The sequence below is a fragment of the Ralstonia mojiangensis genome (genome assembly GCF_023955645.1).
Lineage (GTDB): Bacteria > Pseudomonadota > Gammaproteobacteria > Burkholderiales > Burkholderiaceae > Ralstonia > Ralstonia mojiangensis.
The window spans coordinates 294,435-311,914 of the sequence record NZ_JAMXHU010000003.1; the positions used below are offsets into that span (position 1 = coordinate 294,435).

Annotated in this window: 16 protein-coding genes and 1 tRNA gene; 3 read left to right on the top strand and 14 right to left on the bottom strand. The window is 62.6% G+C overall.

From position 1 onward, the window contains the following. The first annotated feature begins 7 nt into the window (after positions 1-7). Positions 8-283, top strand: a complete 276-nt coding sequence (locus NG898_RS13425; RefSeq protein ID WP_004626344.1) for an oxidative damage protection protein — start codon at positions 8-10, stop codon at positions 281-283. A 140-nt stretch (positions 284-423) separates the two neighbouring features. Here NG898_RS13425 and rpiA read toward each other — a convergent pair whose 3' ends face one another. Next, positions 424-1,110, bottom strand: coding sequence for a ribose-5-phosphate isomerase RpiA (gene rpiA / locus NG898_RS13430; RefSeq protein WP_252692724.1), 687 nt, complete (start codon positions 1,108-1,110; stop codon positions 424-426). A gap of 150 nt (positions 1,111-1,260) precedes the next feature. Here rpiA and tal point away from each other — a divergent pair, with 150 nt between their 5' ends. Further along, a complete protein-coding gene (gene tal / locus NG898_RS13435) occupies positions 1,261-2,220 on the top strand; it encodes a transaldolase (protein WP_012761783.1) in 960 nt (319 codons plus the stop codon). Between the two features lie 15 nt (positions 2,221-2,235). On the opposite strand, the gene NG898_RS13440 is transcribed toward tal, so the two are convergent. The 3 genes from NG898_RS13440 to rnr are packed head-to-tail and all read right to left on the bottom strand — an operon-like array spanning position 2,236 to position 6,371. Further along, positions 2,236-2,985 (bottom strand): SIR2 family NAD-dependent protein deacylase, encoded by a 750-nt coding sequence (locus NG898_RS13440; protein WP_252692725.1) that lies wholly within the window; start codon positions 2,983-2,985, stop codon positions 2,236-2,238. Continuing rightward, the gene (gene rlmB, locus NG898_RS13445; RefSeq protein ID WP_252692726.1) at positions 2,985-3,737 is read right to left on the bottom strand and encodes a 23S rRNA (guanosine(2251)-2'-O)-methyltransferase RlmB; all 753 of its coding nucleotides are present in this window, start codon (positions 3,735-3,737) and stop codon (positions 2,985-2,987) included. The genes NG898_RS13440 and rlmB overlap by 1 nt, the downstream gene beginning before the upstream one ends. Before the next feature lie 39 nt (positions 3,738-3,776). After that, entirely contained in the window at positions 3,777-6,371 is a 2,595-nt protein-coding gene (gene rnr, locus NG898_RS13450; protein WP_252692727.1) for a ribonuclease R, read from the bottom strand. 70 nt (positions 6,372-6,441) lie between these two features. On the opposite strand from rnr, the gene NG898_RS13455 reads away from it, so the two are divergent. Further along, positions 6,442-6,526: transfer RNA gene (locus NG898_RS13455), tRNA-Leu, on the top strand. Between the two features lie 371 nt (positions 6,527-6,897). Here the strand turns inward: NG898_RS13455 and NG898_RS13460 are convergent. From NG898_RS13460 to bamB, 10 genes are all read right to left on the bottom strand, one after another. Continuing rightward, positions 6,898-7,470: a phosphoribosyltransferase gene (locus NG898_RS13460; protein ID WP_252692728.1), complete on the bottom strand. Its 573-nt coding sequence runs from the start codon at positions 7,468-7,470 to the stop codon at positions 6,898-6,900. 116 nt (positions 7,471-7,586) lie between these two features. Further along, the gene (locus tag NG898_RS13465) at positions 7,587-8,927 is read right to left on the bottom strand and encodes an adenylosuccinate synthase (RefSeq protein WP_232042519.1); all 1,341 of its coding nucleotides are present in this window, start codon (positions 8,925-8,927) and stop codon (positions 7,587-7,589) included. Between the two features lie 95 nt (positions 8,928-9,022). Beyond that, entirely contained in the window at positions 9,023-10,186 is a 1,164-nt protein-coding gene (locus tag NG898_RS13470; RefSeq protein ID WP_252692729.1) for an ATP phosphoribosyltransferase regulatory subunit, read from the bottom strand. Positions 10,187-10,244: 58 nt separating this feature from the next. Beyond that, positions 10,245-10,445, bottom strand: a complete 201-nt coding sequence (locus tag NG898_RS13475; RefSeq protein ID WP_092971452.1) for a DUF2065 domain-containing protein — start codon at positions 10,443-10,445, stop codon at positions 10,245-10,247. 76 nt (positions 10,446-10,521) lie between these two features. Next, positions 10,522-11,436, bottom strand: a complete 915-nt coding sequence (gene hflC / locus NG898_RS13480; protein ID WP_092971453.1) for a protease modulator HflC — start codon at positions 11,434-11,436, stop codon at positions 10,522-10,524. Between the two features lie 12 nt (positions 11,437-11,448). Continuing rightward, complete coding sequence (gene hflK, locus NG898_RS13485) at positions 11,449-12,825, bottom strand: FtsH protease activity modulator HflK (protein ID WP_252692730.1); 1,377 nt, start codon at positions 12,823-12,825, stop codon at positions 11,449-11,451. A gap of 55 nt (positions 12,826-12,880) precedes the next feature. Beyond that, positions 12,881-14,134: a GTPase HflX gene (gene hflX / locus NG898_RS13490; protein ID WP_252692731.1), complete on the bottom strand. Its 1,254-nt coding sequence runs from the start codon at positions 14,132-14,134 to the stop codon at positions 12,881-12,883. Positions 14,135-14,206: 72 nt separating this feature from the next. Further along, positions 14,207-14,446, bottom strand: coding sequence for an RNA chaperone Hfq (gene hfq / locus NG898_RS13495; protein ID WP_004626316.1), 240 nt, complete (start codon positions 14,444-14,446; stop codon positions 14,207-14,209). A 300-nt stretch (positions 14,447-14,746) separates the two neighbouring features. Next, a complete protein-coding gene (gene der / locus NG898_RS13500) occupies positions 14,747-16,090 on the bottom strand; it encodes a ribosome biogenesis GTPase Der (protein ID WP_024975961.1) in 1,344 nt (447 codons plus the stop codon). Between the two features lie 195 nt (positions 16,091-16,285). Beyond that, on the bottom strand, positions 16,286-17,464 hold the full coding sequence (bamB, locus tag NG898_RS13505; RefSeq protein ID WP_252692732.1) for an outer membrane protein assembly factor BamB: 1,179 nt from the start codon (positions 17,462-17,464) through the stop codon (positions 16,286-16,288). Positions 17,465-17,480: the final 16 nt, after the last annotated feature.

Below are 17,480 nucleotides of genomic sequence, written 5' to 3' on the forward strand. Positions count from 1 at the left end.
AATCCCCATGGCCCGCATGGTCCACTGCGTCAAGCTCAACAAGGAAGCCGAAGGTCTCGACTTCCCGCCCCTGCCCGGCGAATTGGGCAAGAAACTCTGGCAAAGCGTCTCGAAGGAAGCCTGGGCCGGCTGGCTCAAGCACCAGACCATGCTGATCAACGAAAACCGCCTGAACATGGCCGATTCGCGTGCACGCCAGTACCTGCTCAAGCAAACCGAGAAGTACTTCTTTGGCGACGGCGCAGACGAAGCTGCCGGCTACGTGCCGCCGCCCTCGGCCTGATTTGCCGTTACCAATGAAAAAGCCGTTCAGTTTGCGCTGAACGGCTTTTTGTTTGGACAACGCTCATCCGAAGTGCCCCAACGAGCATAAAAAAGCCGCCCATTTACGTGAGCGGCTTTTCGATGCGAAACACCTGGCGATCAGAAATCGCGTCGCTGCACACCGGCTTCCGTTCCTAGCAGCAGCACGTTGGCGCCGCGCTTGGCAAACAGGCCGACCGTCACCACGCCCTGAATATCGTTGACCACTGATTCCAAGCCTTTCGGATCGGCAATGCGCAGACCCGTCACGTCCAGGATCACGTTGCCGTTGTCGGTCTTGTAGATCTGGCCTTCCTTGGTCATGCGCAGACGCGGCTGCCCGCCCAGCGCAGCAAGTTGGCGGGCCACAGCGGCACGTGCCATGGGCACCACTTCCACCGGCAACGGGAAGACGCCCATCGTCTCAACAAGCTTGCTGCCGTCAGCAATACAGACGAACACGCTGGCAACCGAGGCAACGATCTTTTCACGCGTGAGCGCGCCACCGCCGCCCTTGATCATGGCTCCCGAGCCGTCGATTTCGTCAGCGCCGTCCACGTAGACGGGAATGGCATCGACTTCATTCAAATCGAGCACTGTAAAGCCATGGCCCTGCAGCCGGCGCGTCGACGCCTCGGAGCTGGACACCGCGCCGGCAAAGCGCGCCTTGTGCGGCGCCATCGCGTCGATGAACAGGTTGGCCGTCGAGCCGGTGCCGACACCCAGCACGGCGCCCTCGGGCACGTTGGCCAATACGTAATCTGCTGCGGCCTGCGCCACCAGCGCCTTCAGTTCATCCTGCGTCATCGCAAAAACTCGGTCGGGATCGGAAAACCCGGTAGTGTACCGGATCAATGCGACGGCTCTCGGCCGGCTGGCGGAGCCAAACCCGCGGAGTACAATCGATTCATCCTTTCACCTCCAGCGCAACGCTGGAACGTACTTCGGACTCGCTTCATGACTCAGCTCGATCAACTCAAGCAGTTCACCACCGTCGTCGCCGACACGGGCGATTTCCAGGCCATGCGCGCCTACGCGCCGCACGATGCAACGACCAATCCGTCGCTGATCCTCAAGGCCGTGCAGAAAGCCGAATACCGCCCGCTGCTGGAACAAGCCGTGCGCGACGCCCGCAGCGACAGTGTGGAAGACATCATCGATGCCGTGCTCGTGGCCTTCGGTTGCGAGATCCTGTCGATCATTCCCGGCCGCGTGTCGACCGAAGTCGATGCGCGCCTGTCGTTCGACACCGAGGCGACGGTCGCTAAGGCCAAGCATTTGATTGCGCTGTACGAGGCGCGTGGCGTGGCGCGCGAACGCGTGCTGATCAAGATCGCGTCGACTTGGGAAGGGATCCGCGCGGCGGATCAACTCCGCGCCGAAGGCATCCGCTGCAACATGACGCTGCTGTTCTCGCTGGCCCAGGCCGTGGCTTGCGCGGAAGCGGGCGTGCAGCTCATCTCGCCCTTCGTCGGCCGCATCTACGACTGGTACAAAAAGGATGCCGGCGCCAACTGGGACCCGGTCGCGCAAGGCGGCGCAAACGACCCGGGCGTGCAGTCCGTCCTGCGCATCTACAACTACTACAAGAAGTTCGACTACCCAACCGAAGTGATGGGCGCGAGCTTCCGCAACATCTCGCAGATCGTCGAACTGGCCGGCTGCGACCTCCTGACCATCAGCCCGGATCTGCTCGCCCAGTTGCAGCAGTCCGACGCGCCGGTCGAACGCAAGCTCTCGCCGGACAATGCCAACGCCGCCAACATCGTGCGCCTGCCGGCCGACGAGAAATCGTTCCGCTGGCACATGAATGCCGATGCCATGGCCACCGAAAAGCTGGCCGAAGGCATCCGCCTGTTTGCGGCGGATGCTGTCAAGTTGGAAGCATTGATTGAGCCGCTGCGCGTGGCGGCGTAAGGAGAACGTCGCGCCTTATCCCAGCATGGCGGGCAAGCATACGCCCGCCGGCTGGTGGATCACCAGATCGGCCGTTGCATCCAGCGCGCTCGGCTCCGGATTCACGACGATCACCTTGGCGCCGTGGTCCTTTGCCAACCCTGGCAAGCCGGCAGCCGGATACACCATGCCGGACGTACCCACCACCAGGCATACGTCACACGTGTTGGCCGCCTCTTCGGCGCGATAGTTCGCCACAAGCGGTAGTTGTTCGCCAAACCACACCACGCCGGGGCGCAACATCGCGCCGCACGTCGCACAACGCGGCGGCCGGCCCGGCTCGGCCGTGGCGACATCGCATTTGCCGCAGCCGCCCAGCCACTTGTTGGCGAACAGGTTGCCATGCAGTTCGATCACGCCTTCGCTGCCGGCGCGCTGATGTAAGCCATCGACGTTCTGCGTGACAAGCGTCACCGCCTTGCGCTTAGCCAGCGCGGCAATCGCAAGATGGGCAGGATTCGGCTGCGCTTGCAGCACGCGCTCGCGACGCTCCTGATACCAGTCCCACACCATACGGGGGTGCTTGCGGTATGCAGCCTCGGTAGCCATGTCTTCAGGGTTGAAGCGAGACCACAAGCCGGTCAATGCATCACGAAACGTGGGCACGCCGGATTCGGCCGAAACGCCAGCCCCCGTCAGCACCATGACGTGCTGCGCGGCCTCGACCCAGGCGTGGGCCTGCGCCAATGCAGCCACATCGGATGCGGCCGTGGGTTCCATGCGCATTACTTCTTGGCAGGTGCCGCTATGCGTTGGCGCACAGCTTCAAACAGGCACACGCCGCTGGCCACTGATACGTTCAGGCTTTCCACGCTGCCCGCCATCGGAATGCTGACCAGCGCGTCGCACGTTTCGCGCGTGAGACGGCGCATGCCTTCACCTTCGGCGCCCATCACGATGGCGATGGGGCCTTTGAAGTCAGCCTGGTAGAGATCCTGTTCGGCTTCGTCAGCCGTGCCGATCACCCATACACCGCGCTCCTGCAACTCACGCAGCGTGCGCGCTAGGTTGGTCACGGTGATGTACGGGACGGTTTCGGCTGCGCCGCTGGCCACCTTGGCGACCGTCGTGTTGATGCCAACGCTGCGGTCCTTCGGCGCAATCACGGCGTGCGCGCCAGCGGCATCGGCCACGCGCAGGCACGCGCCTAGATTATGCGGATCGGTCACCCCGTCGAGCACTAGCAGCAGCGGTGTGCCTTCAATGCCGTCGAGCAGTTCATCCAGATTGAGCGCCAGCGAAAGCGACTCTGCCTTGGCAACGACGCCCTGATGGCGGTCGGTGCCGGCAATCCCGCGCAAGCGGTCGGCGTCAGCAGGAATGAGGCGCACGCCCGCTGCCTCCGCCGCTTTCAGGAAATCCTGCATGCGGCGGTCGCGACGGTTGGCCTCGAAGTAGATTTCGTCGATCGACTTGGCGCCGTGGCGCAGTCGGGCGGTAACGGCATGAAAGCCGATGAGGAGCTTGGATTTAGACATGGCGCGATTGTACCCGTCTGCCCACGCTCCCCGTCCGCTTTAACGCCCCTTGGTCTTGCGCGGGGCCTTGCCTGCTGCCTTGCGCGGCGCGGTGGTCTTGGCGCCGCCCTTGGGCTTCGTGCTGCGCGCCGGCTGCTTCTTGCGCGCTGGCTTGGCGTGGGCATGGCCCGGGGGCAGTGCACGGCCACCCGGCTCGAACACCGGCTGCTCTTCGATGACGCGATCGAGCGTCTCGTCGAACGACTCCTCCGGTTTGGCCGTCCCGCCCAGCAATGCGGCCAACTGGCGCGGCTTCTTGCGGCCAACCGAGGGCACCGGCGTTGCCCCGGCGGGCTGACGCGCGGCCGCGGCTTCCGGCGCACCGGTCACCTTGGCCGGGCGCAGCGCCTTGGTTGAAGGCTCCTGGATCAGGCGGAAATCCATCTTCCGCGCATCCAGATCCACGCGCAGCAACTGCACGCGCACGCGATCAGTCAGCCGATAGCGGATGCCCGTGCGCTCTCCGCGCAGTTCGTTGCGGGCTTCGTCGTATTGGAAGTAATCGCTGCCCAACTCGGTCACGTGTACGAGGCCTTCCACGTACAGCTCGTCGAGCTGCACGAAGATGCCGAACGAGGTGACGGCGCTGACGGTACCCGAGAACTCGTTGCCGAGCTTGTCGCGCATGAAGTAGCACTTGAGCCAGGCTTCGACGTCGCGCGAGGCTTCGTCGGCGCGACGCTCATTGGCCGAACAGTGCACGCCCAGTTCATTCCAGATCGCTTCCGCCTTGGCCTTGTTGACAACCGCTGCCGGCACGCCTTTCTCGGCTTCGGCTTGCAGACGACGCGCCTTGGGCGACAGCGCGCTATTCAACTGCACGCCTGGTGCCAGCGCCGGCACGTAACGCGTGCGGTGCAGAATCGCTTTGATGGAGCGATGCACCAGCAAGTCCGGGTAGCGGCGGATCGGGCTCGTGAAATGCGCATACGCCGGATACGCCAGGCCAAAGTGGCCGATGTTGTCCGGGCTGTAGACCGCCTGCTGCATCGAGCGCAGCAGCATGGTCTGCAGCATCGGTGCGTCAGGACGCGCGGCCACCTTCTCCATCAGTTCGGCGTAATCGGCCGCCTGCGGCTTGTCGCCGCCGCCCAGCGTCAAGCCGCTGGTTTTCAGGAAGGCCCGCAGCGCCTGCAGCTTTTCTTCCGTCGGGCCAGCGTGAACGCGGTACAGCGCCGGATGCTTGTATTTCTCCAGCATCTCGGCCGCGCAGACGTTGGCCGTCAGCATGCACTCCTCGATCAGCCGGTGTGCGTCGTTGCGGGTGCGCGGCAGGATCTGCTCGATCTTGCCTTGCGCGTTGCAGACGATGTACGTCTCGGTGGTGTCGAAGTCGATCGCGCCACGCTCGCGGCGCGCCTTGAGCAGCGTCTGATACAGCTCGTACAGGTCTTGCAAATGCGGCACCAGCGGCGCCCGCTTGGCTGCTTCCGGGCCCTTCACGTTCGACAGAATCGCCCAGACCTCGTTGTAGGTCAGGCGCGCCTTCGAATGCATCACCGCCGGGTAAAACTGATAAGCCTTGATCTCGCCCTTGGCCGTGATTACCGCGTCGCAGACCATGCACAGGCGGTCCACTTCCGGGTTCAACGAGCACAAACCGTTGGAGAGCTTCTCCGGCAGCATCGGAATCACGCGGCGCGGGAAATAGACCGAAGTCGCGCGGTCAATGGCATCTGCATCCAACGGATGGCCCGGTCGCACGTAATGCGACACGTCGGCAATCGCCACGATCAGACGCCAGCCCTTGCTGCGGCCGATCTTGACAGGCTCCGCATAGACAGCGTCATCGAAGTCACGTGCGTCTTCGCCGTCGATGGTGACGAGCGACACATCGCGCAAGTCGATGCGACCAGCCAGATCAGCATCGCGGACCACGTCGGGCAGCGCTTCCGCCTCGCGTTGCGTCGGCTCGGAAAACTCGTGCGGCACGCCGTACTTGCGCACAGCAATCTCGATCTCCATGCCCGGGTCGTCAATCTCACCCAGCACTTCGACCACGCGGCCAATCGGTTGTACGTAGCGGTCCGGATACTCCAGGATCTCAACGCTTACCACCTGGCCGACCTTTGCCTTGCCCTGCCCCTTCGGCGCGATCAGTATGTCGCGGCCGAGGCGCTTGTCTTCAGGCGCCACAACCAGCGTGCCGCTTTCCGACAGCAACCTGCCGATGACGCGCTTGTTGGCCCGTTGCAGGATCTCGACGATCTGCCCTTCCGAGCGCCCGCGGCGGTCGTAGCCGACGGCACGCACCAGGGCGCGGTCGCCGTGCATGGCCTTCTGCATCTCGCGCTCGGGCAGGAAGATATCGGGCTCGCCGTCATCGCGCACGAAGAAGCCGAAGCCGTCGCGATGACCGATCACGCGGCCTTCGATGAAATTGGGCTGGTGCGCCAATTCGTAGCGCCCCTTGCGGTTGAGTTCGATCTGACCATCCCGCTCCATGGCGGTCAGACGCTTGATAAAGCCGTCATGCTCCTTGCGCGTGACCGACAGCGCCTTGGCAATGTCGGTGGCAGACAGCGGAGACCCCGACGTGCGCAGCACACCGAGGATTTCCTCGCGGCTCGGGATCGGATAAGTCGGTTGATTCAATTTTTTCTTCTAGAGTGTTGACAGGATCGCAGGATCCCGTAATAATTACAGCTTCGGTACACGCACACCTGCCCAGGTGGCGGAATTGGTAGACGCACTAGTTTCAGGTACTAGCGGGTAACTCCGTGGAGGTTCGAGTCCTCTCCTGGGCACCAGAGTTTAGGAACGGCGCAACGCAAGTTGCGCCGTTTTTCTTTTCCGCGGCCAGATTGCTGTTGCTTGGTTGCTGATGCGACATTCCGCGAAGGGCGACGTGCATTGTGTCTTGGCTATCGCGCCAGGGCCGAGCCCGGGGCTCCGGTCTCACCGCCCAAACGCTGGGTGGGCTCGAAGCCCGGCGCATCCATAAAGACACACCACGCTTCGATCAACCGCGCAGCTCGCATTGACCAATTCCTGCAAAGCCAATCCGTACGCGGGTTTCGGGCCAATGTTGCAGCCCGTGACAGCAGGTTACCGAAGTGGCACGCACGACGCAAGCCGCACACGCCACTCCATTCACACCTCGACGCGATCGACCAACGTCTTAAACGCTCGACACTTCACCGTTACCGGCCGAACGTGACTTGCCGCGCTTGATCCACGCCGCCAAGTTATGCGGGCGCAGCGTATCGTATTCCTCGAATGGCTGATGGATCCAGGGGTTGGTCGGGAGGAACTGAACAGCATAGTCGGGCTTGATCTTCGAGCATCCCTTATGCCACAGCACAGCGGTACGCACGTCGGTCACGGCCGGATAGCGCTCTTTCAGGTGACGCCCAACGCGCTCCAGCGTGATGCCCGAATCCACCAGATCATCCACCAACAGCACGCGGCCCGACAACTCGCCGCGGGTCATCGTGATGTATTGCGCGATGTCGAGATCGCCCTGCTGCGTGCCAGCGGCTTCGCGATAGCTGCTGGTCGCCAAGATGGCCAACGGCAGATCGTAGATGCGCGAAAGCTGATCGCCAACCCGCAAGCCGCCGCGCGCTAAGCACAGGATCTTGTCAAACTTCCAGCCCGACTCGTGCACGACGAGCGCCAAGCGCTCAATCAGGCCGTGGTAGTCATCCCACGACACCCACAGATGCGAGTCGTCGTTGATCGGCTGGTTCATGGTGTACCTCTTTGTATCGTGAATGCGGCGCGAGTGGCCGCTATCGTGTTCTATGAAAAACGGCGCTCCATGCAAATTCGCCCGGCGAATCACCGGGCGAATCTACGAGCAGCGCATCAGTCCTTGTAGGGGTGGCGCAGCAGGATGGTCTCGTCGCGATCAGGGCCGGTCGAGATCATAGCGATCGGAATACCAGCCACTTCTTCGACGCGCTTCAGGTAAGCCTGAGCGGTCTCGGGCAGCGCATCCCACTCCTTCAGACCGAAGGTCGAGGTGTTCCAGCCGGGGAATTCTTCGTAGATCGGCTGGCAACGCGCCACGGCATCGGAGCCACGCGGCAAGATGTCGATTTCCTTGCCATCAAGCATGTAGCCGACGCACAGCTTGAGGGTTTCCAGGCCATCCAGCACATCGAGCTTGGTCATGCAGAGGCCCGACACACCGTTGATCTGGATCGCACGACGCAGAGCGGCAGCGTCCAACCAGCCCGTGCGGCGCGGCCGACCCGTAACCGAGCCGAATTCCTTGCCGACATTGGCCAGGCGCACGCCGATCGGATCTTGGCGCGCCGGGTTGTCCGCGTCATACAGCTCGCTCGGGAACGGGCCCGAGCCCACGCGCGTGCAATACGCTTTGGTGATGCCAAGGATGTAATGCAGTTGACCCGGGCCGACGCCAGCACCTGCGGCGGCATTGCCTGCCACGCAGTTGCTCGACGTGACGAACGGATAAGTACCGTGGTCAATATCGAGCAGCGTGCCCTGCGCGCCTTCGAACATCAAATTCTTGCCGGCTGCGTTGGCGGCAAACAGTTCGGCCGAAACATCCGTCACCATCGGGGCAAGGCGGCCTGCGTACGACAGCATCTCGTCCAAGGTCTGCTGGAAGTCGAGCGCCGGGTGATTCAGGTACTGCGTCAGAACAAAGTTGTGGAAGTCCAGATTCTCGCGCAGGCGCTCGGCAAAGTAAGCCGGGTCGAAGAGGTCCTGCACGCGCAGCGCGCGGCGGGCCACCTTGTCTTCGTATGCCGGGCCGATACCGCGACCGGTGGTGCCGATCTTGGCCGCGCCGCGCTTGGCTTCGCGCGCCTTGTCGATGGCCACGTGGTACGGCAGGATCAGGTTGGTTGCTTCCGAAATGCGCAGGCGGTTCTGCACCTGCACGCCGGCCGATTCCAACTCGTCGATTTCTTTGAACAGCGCCTCAGGCGAGAGCACGACACCGTTGCCGATGTAGCACGCGACGCCATCGCGCATGATGCCCGACGGGATCAGACGCAGAATCGTCTTCTTGCCGCCGATGATGAGGGTATGGCCCGCGTTATGTCCGCCCTGGAAACGAACCACGCCTTGCGCATGATCGGTCAGCCAATCGACGATTTTCCCTTTACCTTCGTCACCCCACTGGGTGCCGATGACGACGACATTGCGTCCTTGGCTCACTGCTGGTGCGGACATGTTGAATCTGCAGATGGGTTAAAAACGTATTCTACCCTTGTTGCCAGGGCCTTCCCTGAAATTACCGGGTATTTACACAACGTTATGCAACAACCTCAGACCGAAGCGTTGCGGGGCTTGACGATCCAGCGACCGCCCTCATCGACGAGTTGCCTGTCGTAGGCAAACTCCTCCAGATCTTCCGGGTGGCCCGGCAGCGACTGGATGACAATTTCGCCCGCGGCGCGCAGCGCGGCAATCGCTTCGCGCAGCTTGGCATCACCAGACCACGGCGCGTGGATGGCAGCGGCGCGCGCTTCCACCGGCGAAATGCCGGCGACCTCGCGCAGGTCCAGCGAAAAACCGGTCGCCGGACGAGCACGGCCGAAAGCCTCTCCGACCTTGTCATACCGGCCGCCACGCGCCACAGCATTCGGCACACCGGCCACATAGGCAGTGAACATCACACCACTGTGGTAGTGATAGCCGCGCAGGTCGGCCAAATCGATGTTGACGGTTGCACCGCCTGCGCGCTCGGCCAACGTAGCCAAATCGTCCAGCGCACGCCCGATGGCGGGCAGCGCGGGCAACTGCTTACGCGCACGGTCCAGCACATCGACACCGCCGTACAGTGCCGGCAACAGGTTGATGGCGTCGCGCTGTGTCGGCGGCAGGTCGCCCGTGATAGCACGCAAGGCGGGGACATCCTTGGCGGCGAGCGCCGTGAAGAGGTCATCCTGAATGCGGACGGCAATCGGCGATTGCTCTAGCAACGCCGCCACCACCCCAACGTGGCAAAGGTCCAGGCGTACATCCGCCAGACCGGCGGCCGACAGCGCGGCGAGCATCAGCTCCTGAATTTCCAGATCGGCTTCCAGGCCGGCATGACCATAGATTTCGGCCCCAATCTGCAGCGGCTCACGCGTGACGTGAAATCCACTCGGGCGCGTATGCAATACCGAACCTGCATAGCACAGGCGCGTCACGCCAGCACGGTTCAGCAAGTGCGCATCGATACGGGCGACTTGCGGCGTGATGTCGGCGCGCAGACCGATGGTGCGGCCCGAAAGTTGGTCGACCAGCTTGAACGTCTTCAGGTCCAGATCGTGACCGGTGCCCGAGAGCAGCGACTCGATGTATTCCAGCATCGGGGGCATGACCAGTTCGTAGCCGTAAGTGCGGAACAGGTCGAGCATGCGGCGGCGCAACTCTTCAATCTTGCGCGCCTCAGAAGGCAGCACATCAGCAATGGATTCAGGTAGCAGCCAATTGGTCGGCATGGCGGTCTCGCTCGGGAGTCTTGGTACGGCAGAAATTCGTAAAAACGCAGGAAGTGGGCTAGCGATGCAACAACCGCAGAAGGATCAGCCCGATCGCCATCGACACCAGACCAATCACGCGAAGCTTCTCGTCCGGCAGCTCGATCAAGGTCTGGAAGGCGCGTCGCCAAGCCCGCGGCGCCACGAACGGCAGGATGCCCTCGAATACGAGCACCAGCGCGCACGCTGCCAGCAAAACGGTGGGGAGTGACTCTTCCATGGGATGCGGTGGGCGAACGAACAAAACCCCGGCAAGCCGGGGTTTGTCCGCCTCAAATGATCAGCGACGCATTGTACTAGCGATGGCGCCCCGTCTGGGCAGCCGGCGCTGGCGTCGAGCTGCCGCCGTTCGGGCTGCGCATGTATTTGAAGAAATCGCTGTTCGGCTGCAGCACCATCACGTCCTTCCGATCGCGGAACGACGCGCGATACGCTTCCATCGAGCGCCAGAATGCGGCGAACTGCGGATCGCGGCCGAATGCATCGGCGTAAATGTCCGCGGCACGGGCATCGCCTTCACCCTTGATCTTCTGCGCATCGCGGTAAGCATCGGCGAGCACGACTTCGCGCTGACGATCGGCATCGGCACGGATCTTTTCGCCCTCGGCGGCACCTGTCGAACGCAGCTCGTTGGCCACGCGCTTGCGCTCGGCCTCCATGCGGCGATAGACGGATTCCGTCACGCTGGCCAACAGATCGACGCGCTTCAGACGCACGTCGATGATGTCTACGCCGACGGACTTACCATACTCCTGCACGCCTTTGAGGATGCTCTGCATCACAGCTTCACGGTCCGTCGATACCACATCGGACACCGTGCGGCGCGCAAACTCATCGCGGGCGATAGAGTTGATCTTCTGCGTCATGCTGTCCTGCGCGAGGCGGTTATCGCCCTTGAAGCTGACGTAGAACAAACGCGGATCGGACACGCGCCACTTCACGAACCAGTCGACCAGCAGGTTCTTCTTCTCCGCCGTGATGAAACGATCAGCGCCGGCCACATCGATGGTCTGCAGGCGCTTATCCATGAACACCACGTTCTGCAGCGGCGGCGGAAGCTTGAAGTGCAGCCCCGGCTCCTTGATGACCTGCTTGATCTCACCAAAGGCGAACACCACGGCGTACTGCCGTTGATCCACCACGAACACCACCGACGAAAACACCGCCAGGGCAATGACCAGCGCCACGAAGGCAGAAATCAGACGATTCATAGTGCCCTCCTGTTAGCGCGAATCACGGTCACGGTTGCGCAGTGCTTCGCGCGAGCGCGAGTCTGCGTCATTGGCCGATGACGGATTGGAGGGAGTCGGCACGCCCTGCGCCGAACCGCTGTCCTGAGGCGACGCACCCGGCGCGGTAGCCGGACGAGATGTATCGCCCTGCGTCTGCGCGATCAGCTTGTCCAGCGGCAAATACAACAGGCTGCCGTTGCTCTGGTCGACCATCACCTTAGTTGAGTTGGCGTAAATGTCCTGCATGGTTTCCAGATAGATACGGTCGCGCGTAACCTGCGGCGCCTTCGCATATTCGCGTTGCACCGAGGCAAAGCGGGCCGCATCACCCTCCGCCCGTGCGATGACACGCGCCTTGTAGCCTTGCGCCTCTTCGCCCAGACGGGCCGCCGTACCCTTGGCACGCGGCACCACGTCATTGGCGTAAGCCTGACCTTCGGAGATGGCACGCTCGCGATCCTGGCCTGCCTTGGTCACGTCATCGAACGCGGCCTGCACCTGCTCGGGCGGCTGCACGCTCTGCACGTTGACGCTGAGGATGCGGATGCCGGTCTTGTAAGCCGACAGGATGCGTTGAATCGATTCCGCGAGATTGCGGCCAACGGCATCGCGACCTTCGTACAGCACCGCGTCCATCTTGTTGCGGCCGACGATCTCGCGCACCGACGTCTCGGCCGCCTGTGTCACCAATTCTTCATCGCCGCCGCGGTCCGTACGGTTGTAGAACAGATAATCGACCGGGTTGGCAATGTTGTACTGAACCGAGAAGCGCACGTCGACGATGTTCTCGTCTTGCGTGAGCATCGACGAGTCTTTCAGGTTCGTGTCCTTGATCTGGGTAGTCCGACCGATTTCAAGCGTGCGCACACCCGACAGGTTCACGATCTCGTGCGATTCGATCGGATACGGCAGGCGCCAGTTGATACCCGGCGTTGCCAGATACTTGAAGCGGCCGAACTGCAGGATCACGCCCGTCTGGCCTTCCTGCACGATGAAGAAGCCACTGGCCAGCCACAGGCCGACGAGCACCGCCAGCAGCACGCCGACGCCTAGCCCCGAACCACCTCGGCCGTTACCCGGGCGCAGCGGCGTGGGGCCGTCGTTACCGTTACCGCTGTCCTTGCGACCGAACAGGTTGTTCAGACGGCGATTGAAGTCGCGCCACAACTCGTCGAGGTCCGGGGGGCCATCCTGGGGCGGTTTGCTTTGACGTTTCGGTTCGTCTTTGTCTTCGCGCTCGGCGTTGTTGTCATCGCCGCGACCCCAGCGCGGATCGTTCAGCGAAAGCAGCACACGCAAGCGGTGCCACAAACCTCGCGCGTGACGCGGCGAAGTCATGGAAGAAGACTGGGTCGAAATCTCGGGCATGAGCGGTCGGGCTTGTCCTGATTGTCTGACTGCGAAGGAGTAACGGGGCATTCTATCAGCCCTCTTCGTCACCTTTGGCTGAAGAACCGCTGTTCGGCAAGCTTTGCGACAGTTCGTCACGGTGCGCCGGCAGCGAATCACGGCGGGTATCGAAGCGCGGATCGAAATCGCCGTCATGCGGCGCGGGGTGCTCACGCAGCCGGATTGCCGTCTCGACCAGCGCCTCCCGCAACAAATCGAGCCCGGTACCTTCGATGGCGGAAACGAATACACGCCGCACGGCACCGGTTTCGTCACGCTCGATGCGAGGGCCAGCCGCACGCAACTCCTCAGCCGCGTCGATCTTGTTCATCACAAGAATCTGCGGGATGCCGCTGGCGTTGATTTCATCTAGCACGCGATCGACCTGCTCCATCTGCTCATGCTTGACGGTGCTGGCGGCATCCACCACATGCAGCAGCACGTCGGCGTGGACGGTCTCTTCCAGCGTGGCGCGGAAAGCCGCCACCAGTTGCGTCGGCAAATCGCGGATGAAGCCGACAGTATCCGACAACACCACATTGCCCAGCCCCTCCAAGTACAGCCGGCGGGACGTCGTATCCAGCGTGGCGAACAACTGGTTGGCCGCGTACGCACGTGCCTTGGTCAGCGCATTGAACAGGGTCGATTTGCCGGCGTTGGTATAGCCGACCAGGGAGACAGAAAACGCGTCGTTGCGGCTGCGCGAACGGCGCTGTGTGTCATGCTGACGTTGCAGTTTGTCCAACTCGGACGACAGCCGCTTGGCGCGTTCGTCCAGCATCCGGCGATCCAGTTCGAGCTGACGCTCGCCCGGGCCGCCGCGCAGGCCCACGCCGCCCTTCTGGCGCTCCAAATGGCTCCACGCCCGCACGAGACGTGCTGCCTGATATCGCACGCGCGCAAGTTCCACCTGCACCTTGCCGACGTGGCTTTGGGCGCGCTGGCTGAAAATATCGAGGATGAGGCCGGTCCGGTCCACCACGTGGCGCCCGAAAAAACGCTCGAGGTTACGCTGCTGAGCAGGACTGAGCGCGTGGTTGAAGATGACGATTTCCGCATCCTCTTCGTCTGCGGCAATCTTTACCTCTTCCGCCTTGCCTGCGCCGATGAATAGCGCTGCATCAGGCCGGGAACGCTTGCCCGTAACCGAGCGCACAGGTTCAGAGCCGGCTGTGGAGGCTAACAGCGCCAGTTCACTCAGACTTTCCTGGAAATCATGTTTGCCAAAATCGACGGCGACCAGAATAGCGCGCGTCGGCTCCGAGCTGGAGGTGGGATGGGATGCCAAACGGGAAATAGAGAAGGGAGAAACGGGGTGGGTGCGTCCCGCCGCGCGGACGGCGGCGGGAGCGAGGCAGAATCAGGCGTCAGGCGCTTCGTCCACGCGGAAATTCACGGCACGGGCCGGCACCACGGTGGAGATCGCATGCTTGTACACCATCTGCGTCACGGTGTTACGCAGGAGCACGACGTATTGGTCGAACGATTCGATGTTGCCTTGCAGCTTGATACCGTTGACGAGGTAGATCGACACCGGCACATGCTCCTTACGCAGCGCATTCAGAAACGGGTCTTGTAGCAATTGCCCTTTGTTGCTCATGGCACACTCCAGATTTATAGGTTTAGTGATGGGTTATGGGGCTAGGAAGCCCGGGTTCAAGCAGGCGACGCAAAAAAAGTTCGTCAAAAGAGTCGGCCAGACGCGTCCAAATGACGCCAATGGCGCCTGGGTTTGCAGACACCAAGCGCCATGTCTCGAGAATTTAGCCTTAGAAATCAGGGAAAGCAAACGGAAAACCGATGACCCCGCCATATGAAATGGCTCGGCCTTTTTGGTGATCCCCCGTTCGAATGCCCCCGCGTCACACGCCCCGGTTGTCGAGCACCGCCCGTGCGATGCTCAATCGTTCGATTGAGCGTACGGGTTTTTGTTCGTACGAAATTCGATCCGAAGCGGTGTGCCTTTCAGCTGGAAAGCTTCGCGGAACCGCCCTTCCAGGAAGCGGCGATAGGTCTCGGGGATATTCGACAGCGCGTTGCCGTGAATCACCACGATCGGCGGGTTGGAACCACCCTGGTGCGCGTAGCGCAGCTTCGGGCGCGAGACGCCGGCACGACGCGGCTGCTGATACTCGACCGCCTCCATCAGCACGCGCGTGAGCTTGGGTGTCGGCAGCTTGACCATGGCAGCTGCGTAAGCGGCGTCCACGGACTTCATCAGCGCGCCAATGCCCGTGCGCTCCTTGGCCGAGATGTAATGCACGTTGGCAAACGACAGGAACTGCAGCTTGCGCTCCATATCGTGCTTGATCCGATCGCGGGCATGGCCGGTCAGACCATCCCACTTGTTCACGCCGATCACCAGCGCGCGCCCGGATTCGACGATGAACCCGGCGATATGTGCATCCTGATCTGAAATGTCCTGCTGCGCGTCGAGGATCAGCACAACCACGTTGGCATCTGCAATGGACTGCAGCGTCTTCACCACCGAGAACTTCTCGATCGCCTCGAACACCTTGCCACGCTTGCGCAAGCCGGCCGTATCGATGAGCGTGTAAGGCTTGCCGTTACGCTCGAAATCCACGTAGATGGCATCGCGCGTGGTGCCCGGCATATCGAACGCGATCACACGCTCTTCGCCGATCAGCGCGTTCACGAGCGTCGACTTGCCTACGTTCGGGCGGCCAACGATGGCGATACGGGTGCCATGGTTGTGCGCGTCGGCTGCCTCGGCAAGCTCAGGGCGCTCGGCAAAGGCCAGATCCAGCGCCTCGGCCACAAGGTCGTTGACCCCATCGCCGTGCGCGGCCGAGATGGCGGCCGGGTCGCCCAGACCAAGCTCATAGAAATCGCTGGCGACGGCGGTATAGCGCATGCCTTCGGCCTTATTGACGGCCAGGAGGATGCGGCGCCCGGTTTTGCGCAGGTAGTCGGCGATCACGCGATCCTGCGGCGCCAAGCCCAGACGACCATCGACAATGAAGATCACGACATCGGCCTCGACCACGGCCTGGCGCGTCTGCTTCGCCATCTCCGCAACGATGCCGTCCTTGGCGACGGGTTCGAAGCCGCCCGTATCGATGGCAATGAACGGACGGTCGCCCACGCGGCCTTCGCCGTAGTGGCGATCGCGCGTCAGGCCAGGGATATCCGCGACCAACGCGTCACGCGAGCGCGTCAGACGGTTGAAGAGGGTCGATTTGCCGACATTCGGCCGCCCTACGAGGGCAATGACTGGTTTCATGCTTGTGTGCCGCACGCGAAAGGCGCCACGGCAAATTCTGAGTGTTGCAACTGCGGTTGGCATCTGCACGGCTGAATGCCTGACGACACAGATGCAAGACGCCCGCGGGGTACGCGGGCGCAAGTTCAAAGCGGCGAGGCCGCCCCGATGTGATGCGTGTGCCGCCACAGCCCATCCGGGCCGAGGCGGTCAATGTTATTTCGGCAGATAGCCGTAAACACCGCCACCGCGGGTTTGCACGACCAGCGTCTGGCCAACCACTACGGGTGCTGCGCCAATGGCACTGCTGTCGGTTTTCACGCGGGCGACGAACTTGCCGTCGTCACGTGATAGGAAGTGCAGCCAACCTTCGGAATCGCCCACGATGACCGCACGGCCAAACGCCAGCGGCGTACCGAGGTCGCGCCACAGCAGCGCATCGTTCTTCCAGAGATCGGTGCCGTTTTGGGCGTTAAAACCGTAGACCACCGACTTCTCGTCAGCGGCAAACAGCCCGTCATCATCTTGCGTCACGCCGGTCGGCGACGAGAAATCACGCCCCCAGCGCGGAGCGCCCGTGCTCAGATCAAAACACGCCACGCGCCCCTGGAAGCTGGCCGCACAGACTTGCGAACCGTTGATCGACGGCGCACCAGTCACATCGTTCAGGCGCTCGATTTCCGATACCCCCCGCGGATACGACACGGCAGCTTCCCAGCGCAACGCGCCATTGCTGGCCGACAGTGCGCCCAGCTTGCCACCGGCAAAACCGAGGATGATGTTATCGCCAGCGAAAATCATCGGCAGGCTGCTGCGCAGGTTCAGCGCCGACGGAGAACGCTGATAGATCCACTTGCGTTCACCGTTGCTGGGGTCCAGACCGAGGACGCGGCCATCAGTCGTGCGGACGACGACCAGTCCCTGGCCAACAATGGGCGCCGTCAGGACTTCACCGTTGACAGCGATCTTCCACTTCTGCGTGCCCTTTTCGTCGAACGCAATGACCGCGCCCTTCTCACCCGCCACCGCTGTCAGCGTGCCGTCGCTGCCAGGGCCGGAGGTGAGGTCCACGTCCGCCTTGCCTTGCCAGACTGTGCGACCGGTGGCGCCATCCAGGGCGGTCACGGTACCGCCGGCAGCCGACACGTAGACGTTGTTGCCTGCCACCGCCGGCTGCATCACGTAGCGGCCGCTCTTGCCGACGCTCACGCTCCACACCTGGCGCACGGCCAGCACCTGCTGAACGTCCTTCAGCTTGGCCGGCTCATGCTTATTCTTGCTGCTGAACAGCGAGCAACCGCCGAGGACAGCCGTCGCTGCCAGTGCCAGCACTGCCACGCGTGCCGCCTGTGCAACGCCGCGCGCGACACCACCCTGCTCAAGTGCGTGAATCATGAAATCGGGATCCTTT

Bases quoted from the DNA above. Each gene is read 5' to 3' on its own strand.
- NG898_RS13425 (WP_004626344.1), top strand. From the start codon at position 8: ATGGCCCGCATGGTCCACTGCGTCAAGCTCAACAAGGAAGCCGAAGGT.
- rpiA (WP_252692724.1), bottom strand. From the start codon at position 1,110: ATGACGCAGGATGAACTGAAGGCGCTGGTGGCGCAGGCCGCAGCAGAT.
- tal (WP_012761783.1), top strand. From the start codon at position 1,261: ATGACTCAGCTCGATCAACTCAAGCAGTTCACCACCGTCGTCGCCGAC.
- NG898_RS13440 (WP_252692725.1), bottom strand. From the start codon at position 2,985: ATGCGCATGGAACCCACGGCCGCATCCGATGTGGCTGCATTGGCGCAG.
- rlmB (WP_252692726.1), bottom strand. From the start codon at position 3,737: ATGTCTAAATCCAAGCTCCTCATCGGCTTTCATGCCGTTACCGCCCGA.
- NG898_RS13460 (WP_252692728.1), bottom strand. From the start codon at position 7,470: ATGAACCAGCCGATCAACGACGACTCGCATCTGTGGGTGTCGTGGGAT.
- NG898_RS13465 (WP_232042519.1), bottom strand. From the start codon at position 8,927: ATGTCCGCACCAGCAGTGAGCCAAGGACGCAATGTCGTCGTCATCGGC.
- NG898_RS13470 (WP_252692729.1), bottom strand. From the start codon at position 10,186: ATGCCGACCAATTGGCTGCTACCTGAATCCATTGCTGATGTGCTGCCT.
- NG898_RS13475 (WP_092971452.1), bottom strand. From the start codon at position 10,445: ATGGAAGAGTCACTCCCCACCGTTTTGCTGGCAGCGTGCGCGCTGGTG.
- hflC (WP_092971453.1), bottom strand. From the start codon at position 11,436: ATGAATCGTCTGATTTCTGCCTTCGTGGCGCTGGTCATTGCCCTGGCG.
- hflK (WP_252692730.1), bottom strand. From the start codon at position 12,825: ATGCCCGAGATTTCGACCCAGTCTTCTTCCATGACTTCGCCGCGTCAC.
- hfq (WP_004626316.1), bottom strand. From the start codon at position 14,446: ATGAGCAACAAAGGGCAATTGCTACAAGACCCGTTTCTGAATGCGCTG.
- der (WP_024975961.1), bottom strand. From the start codon at position 16,090: ATGAAACCAGTCATTGCCCTCGTAGGGCGGCCGAATGTCGGCAAATCG.
- bamB (WP_252692732.1), bottom strand. From the start codon at position 17,464: ATGATTCACGCACTTGAGCAGGGTGGTGTCGCGCGCGGCGTTGCACAG.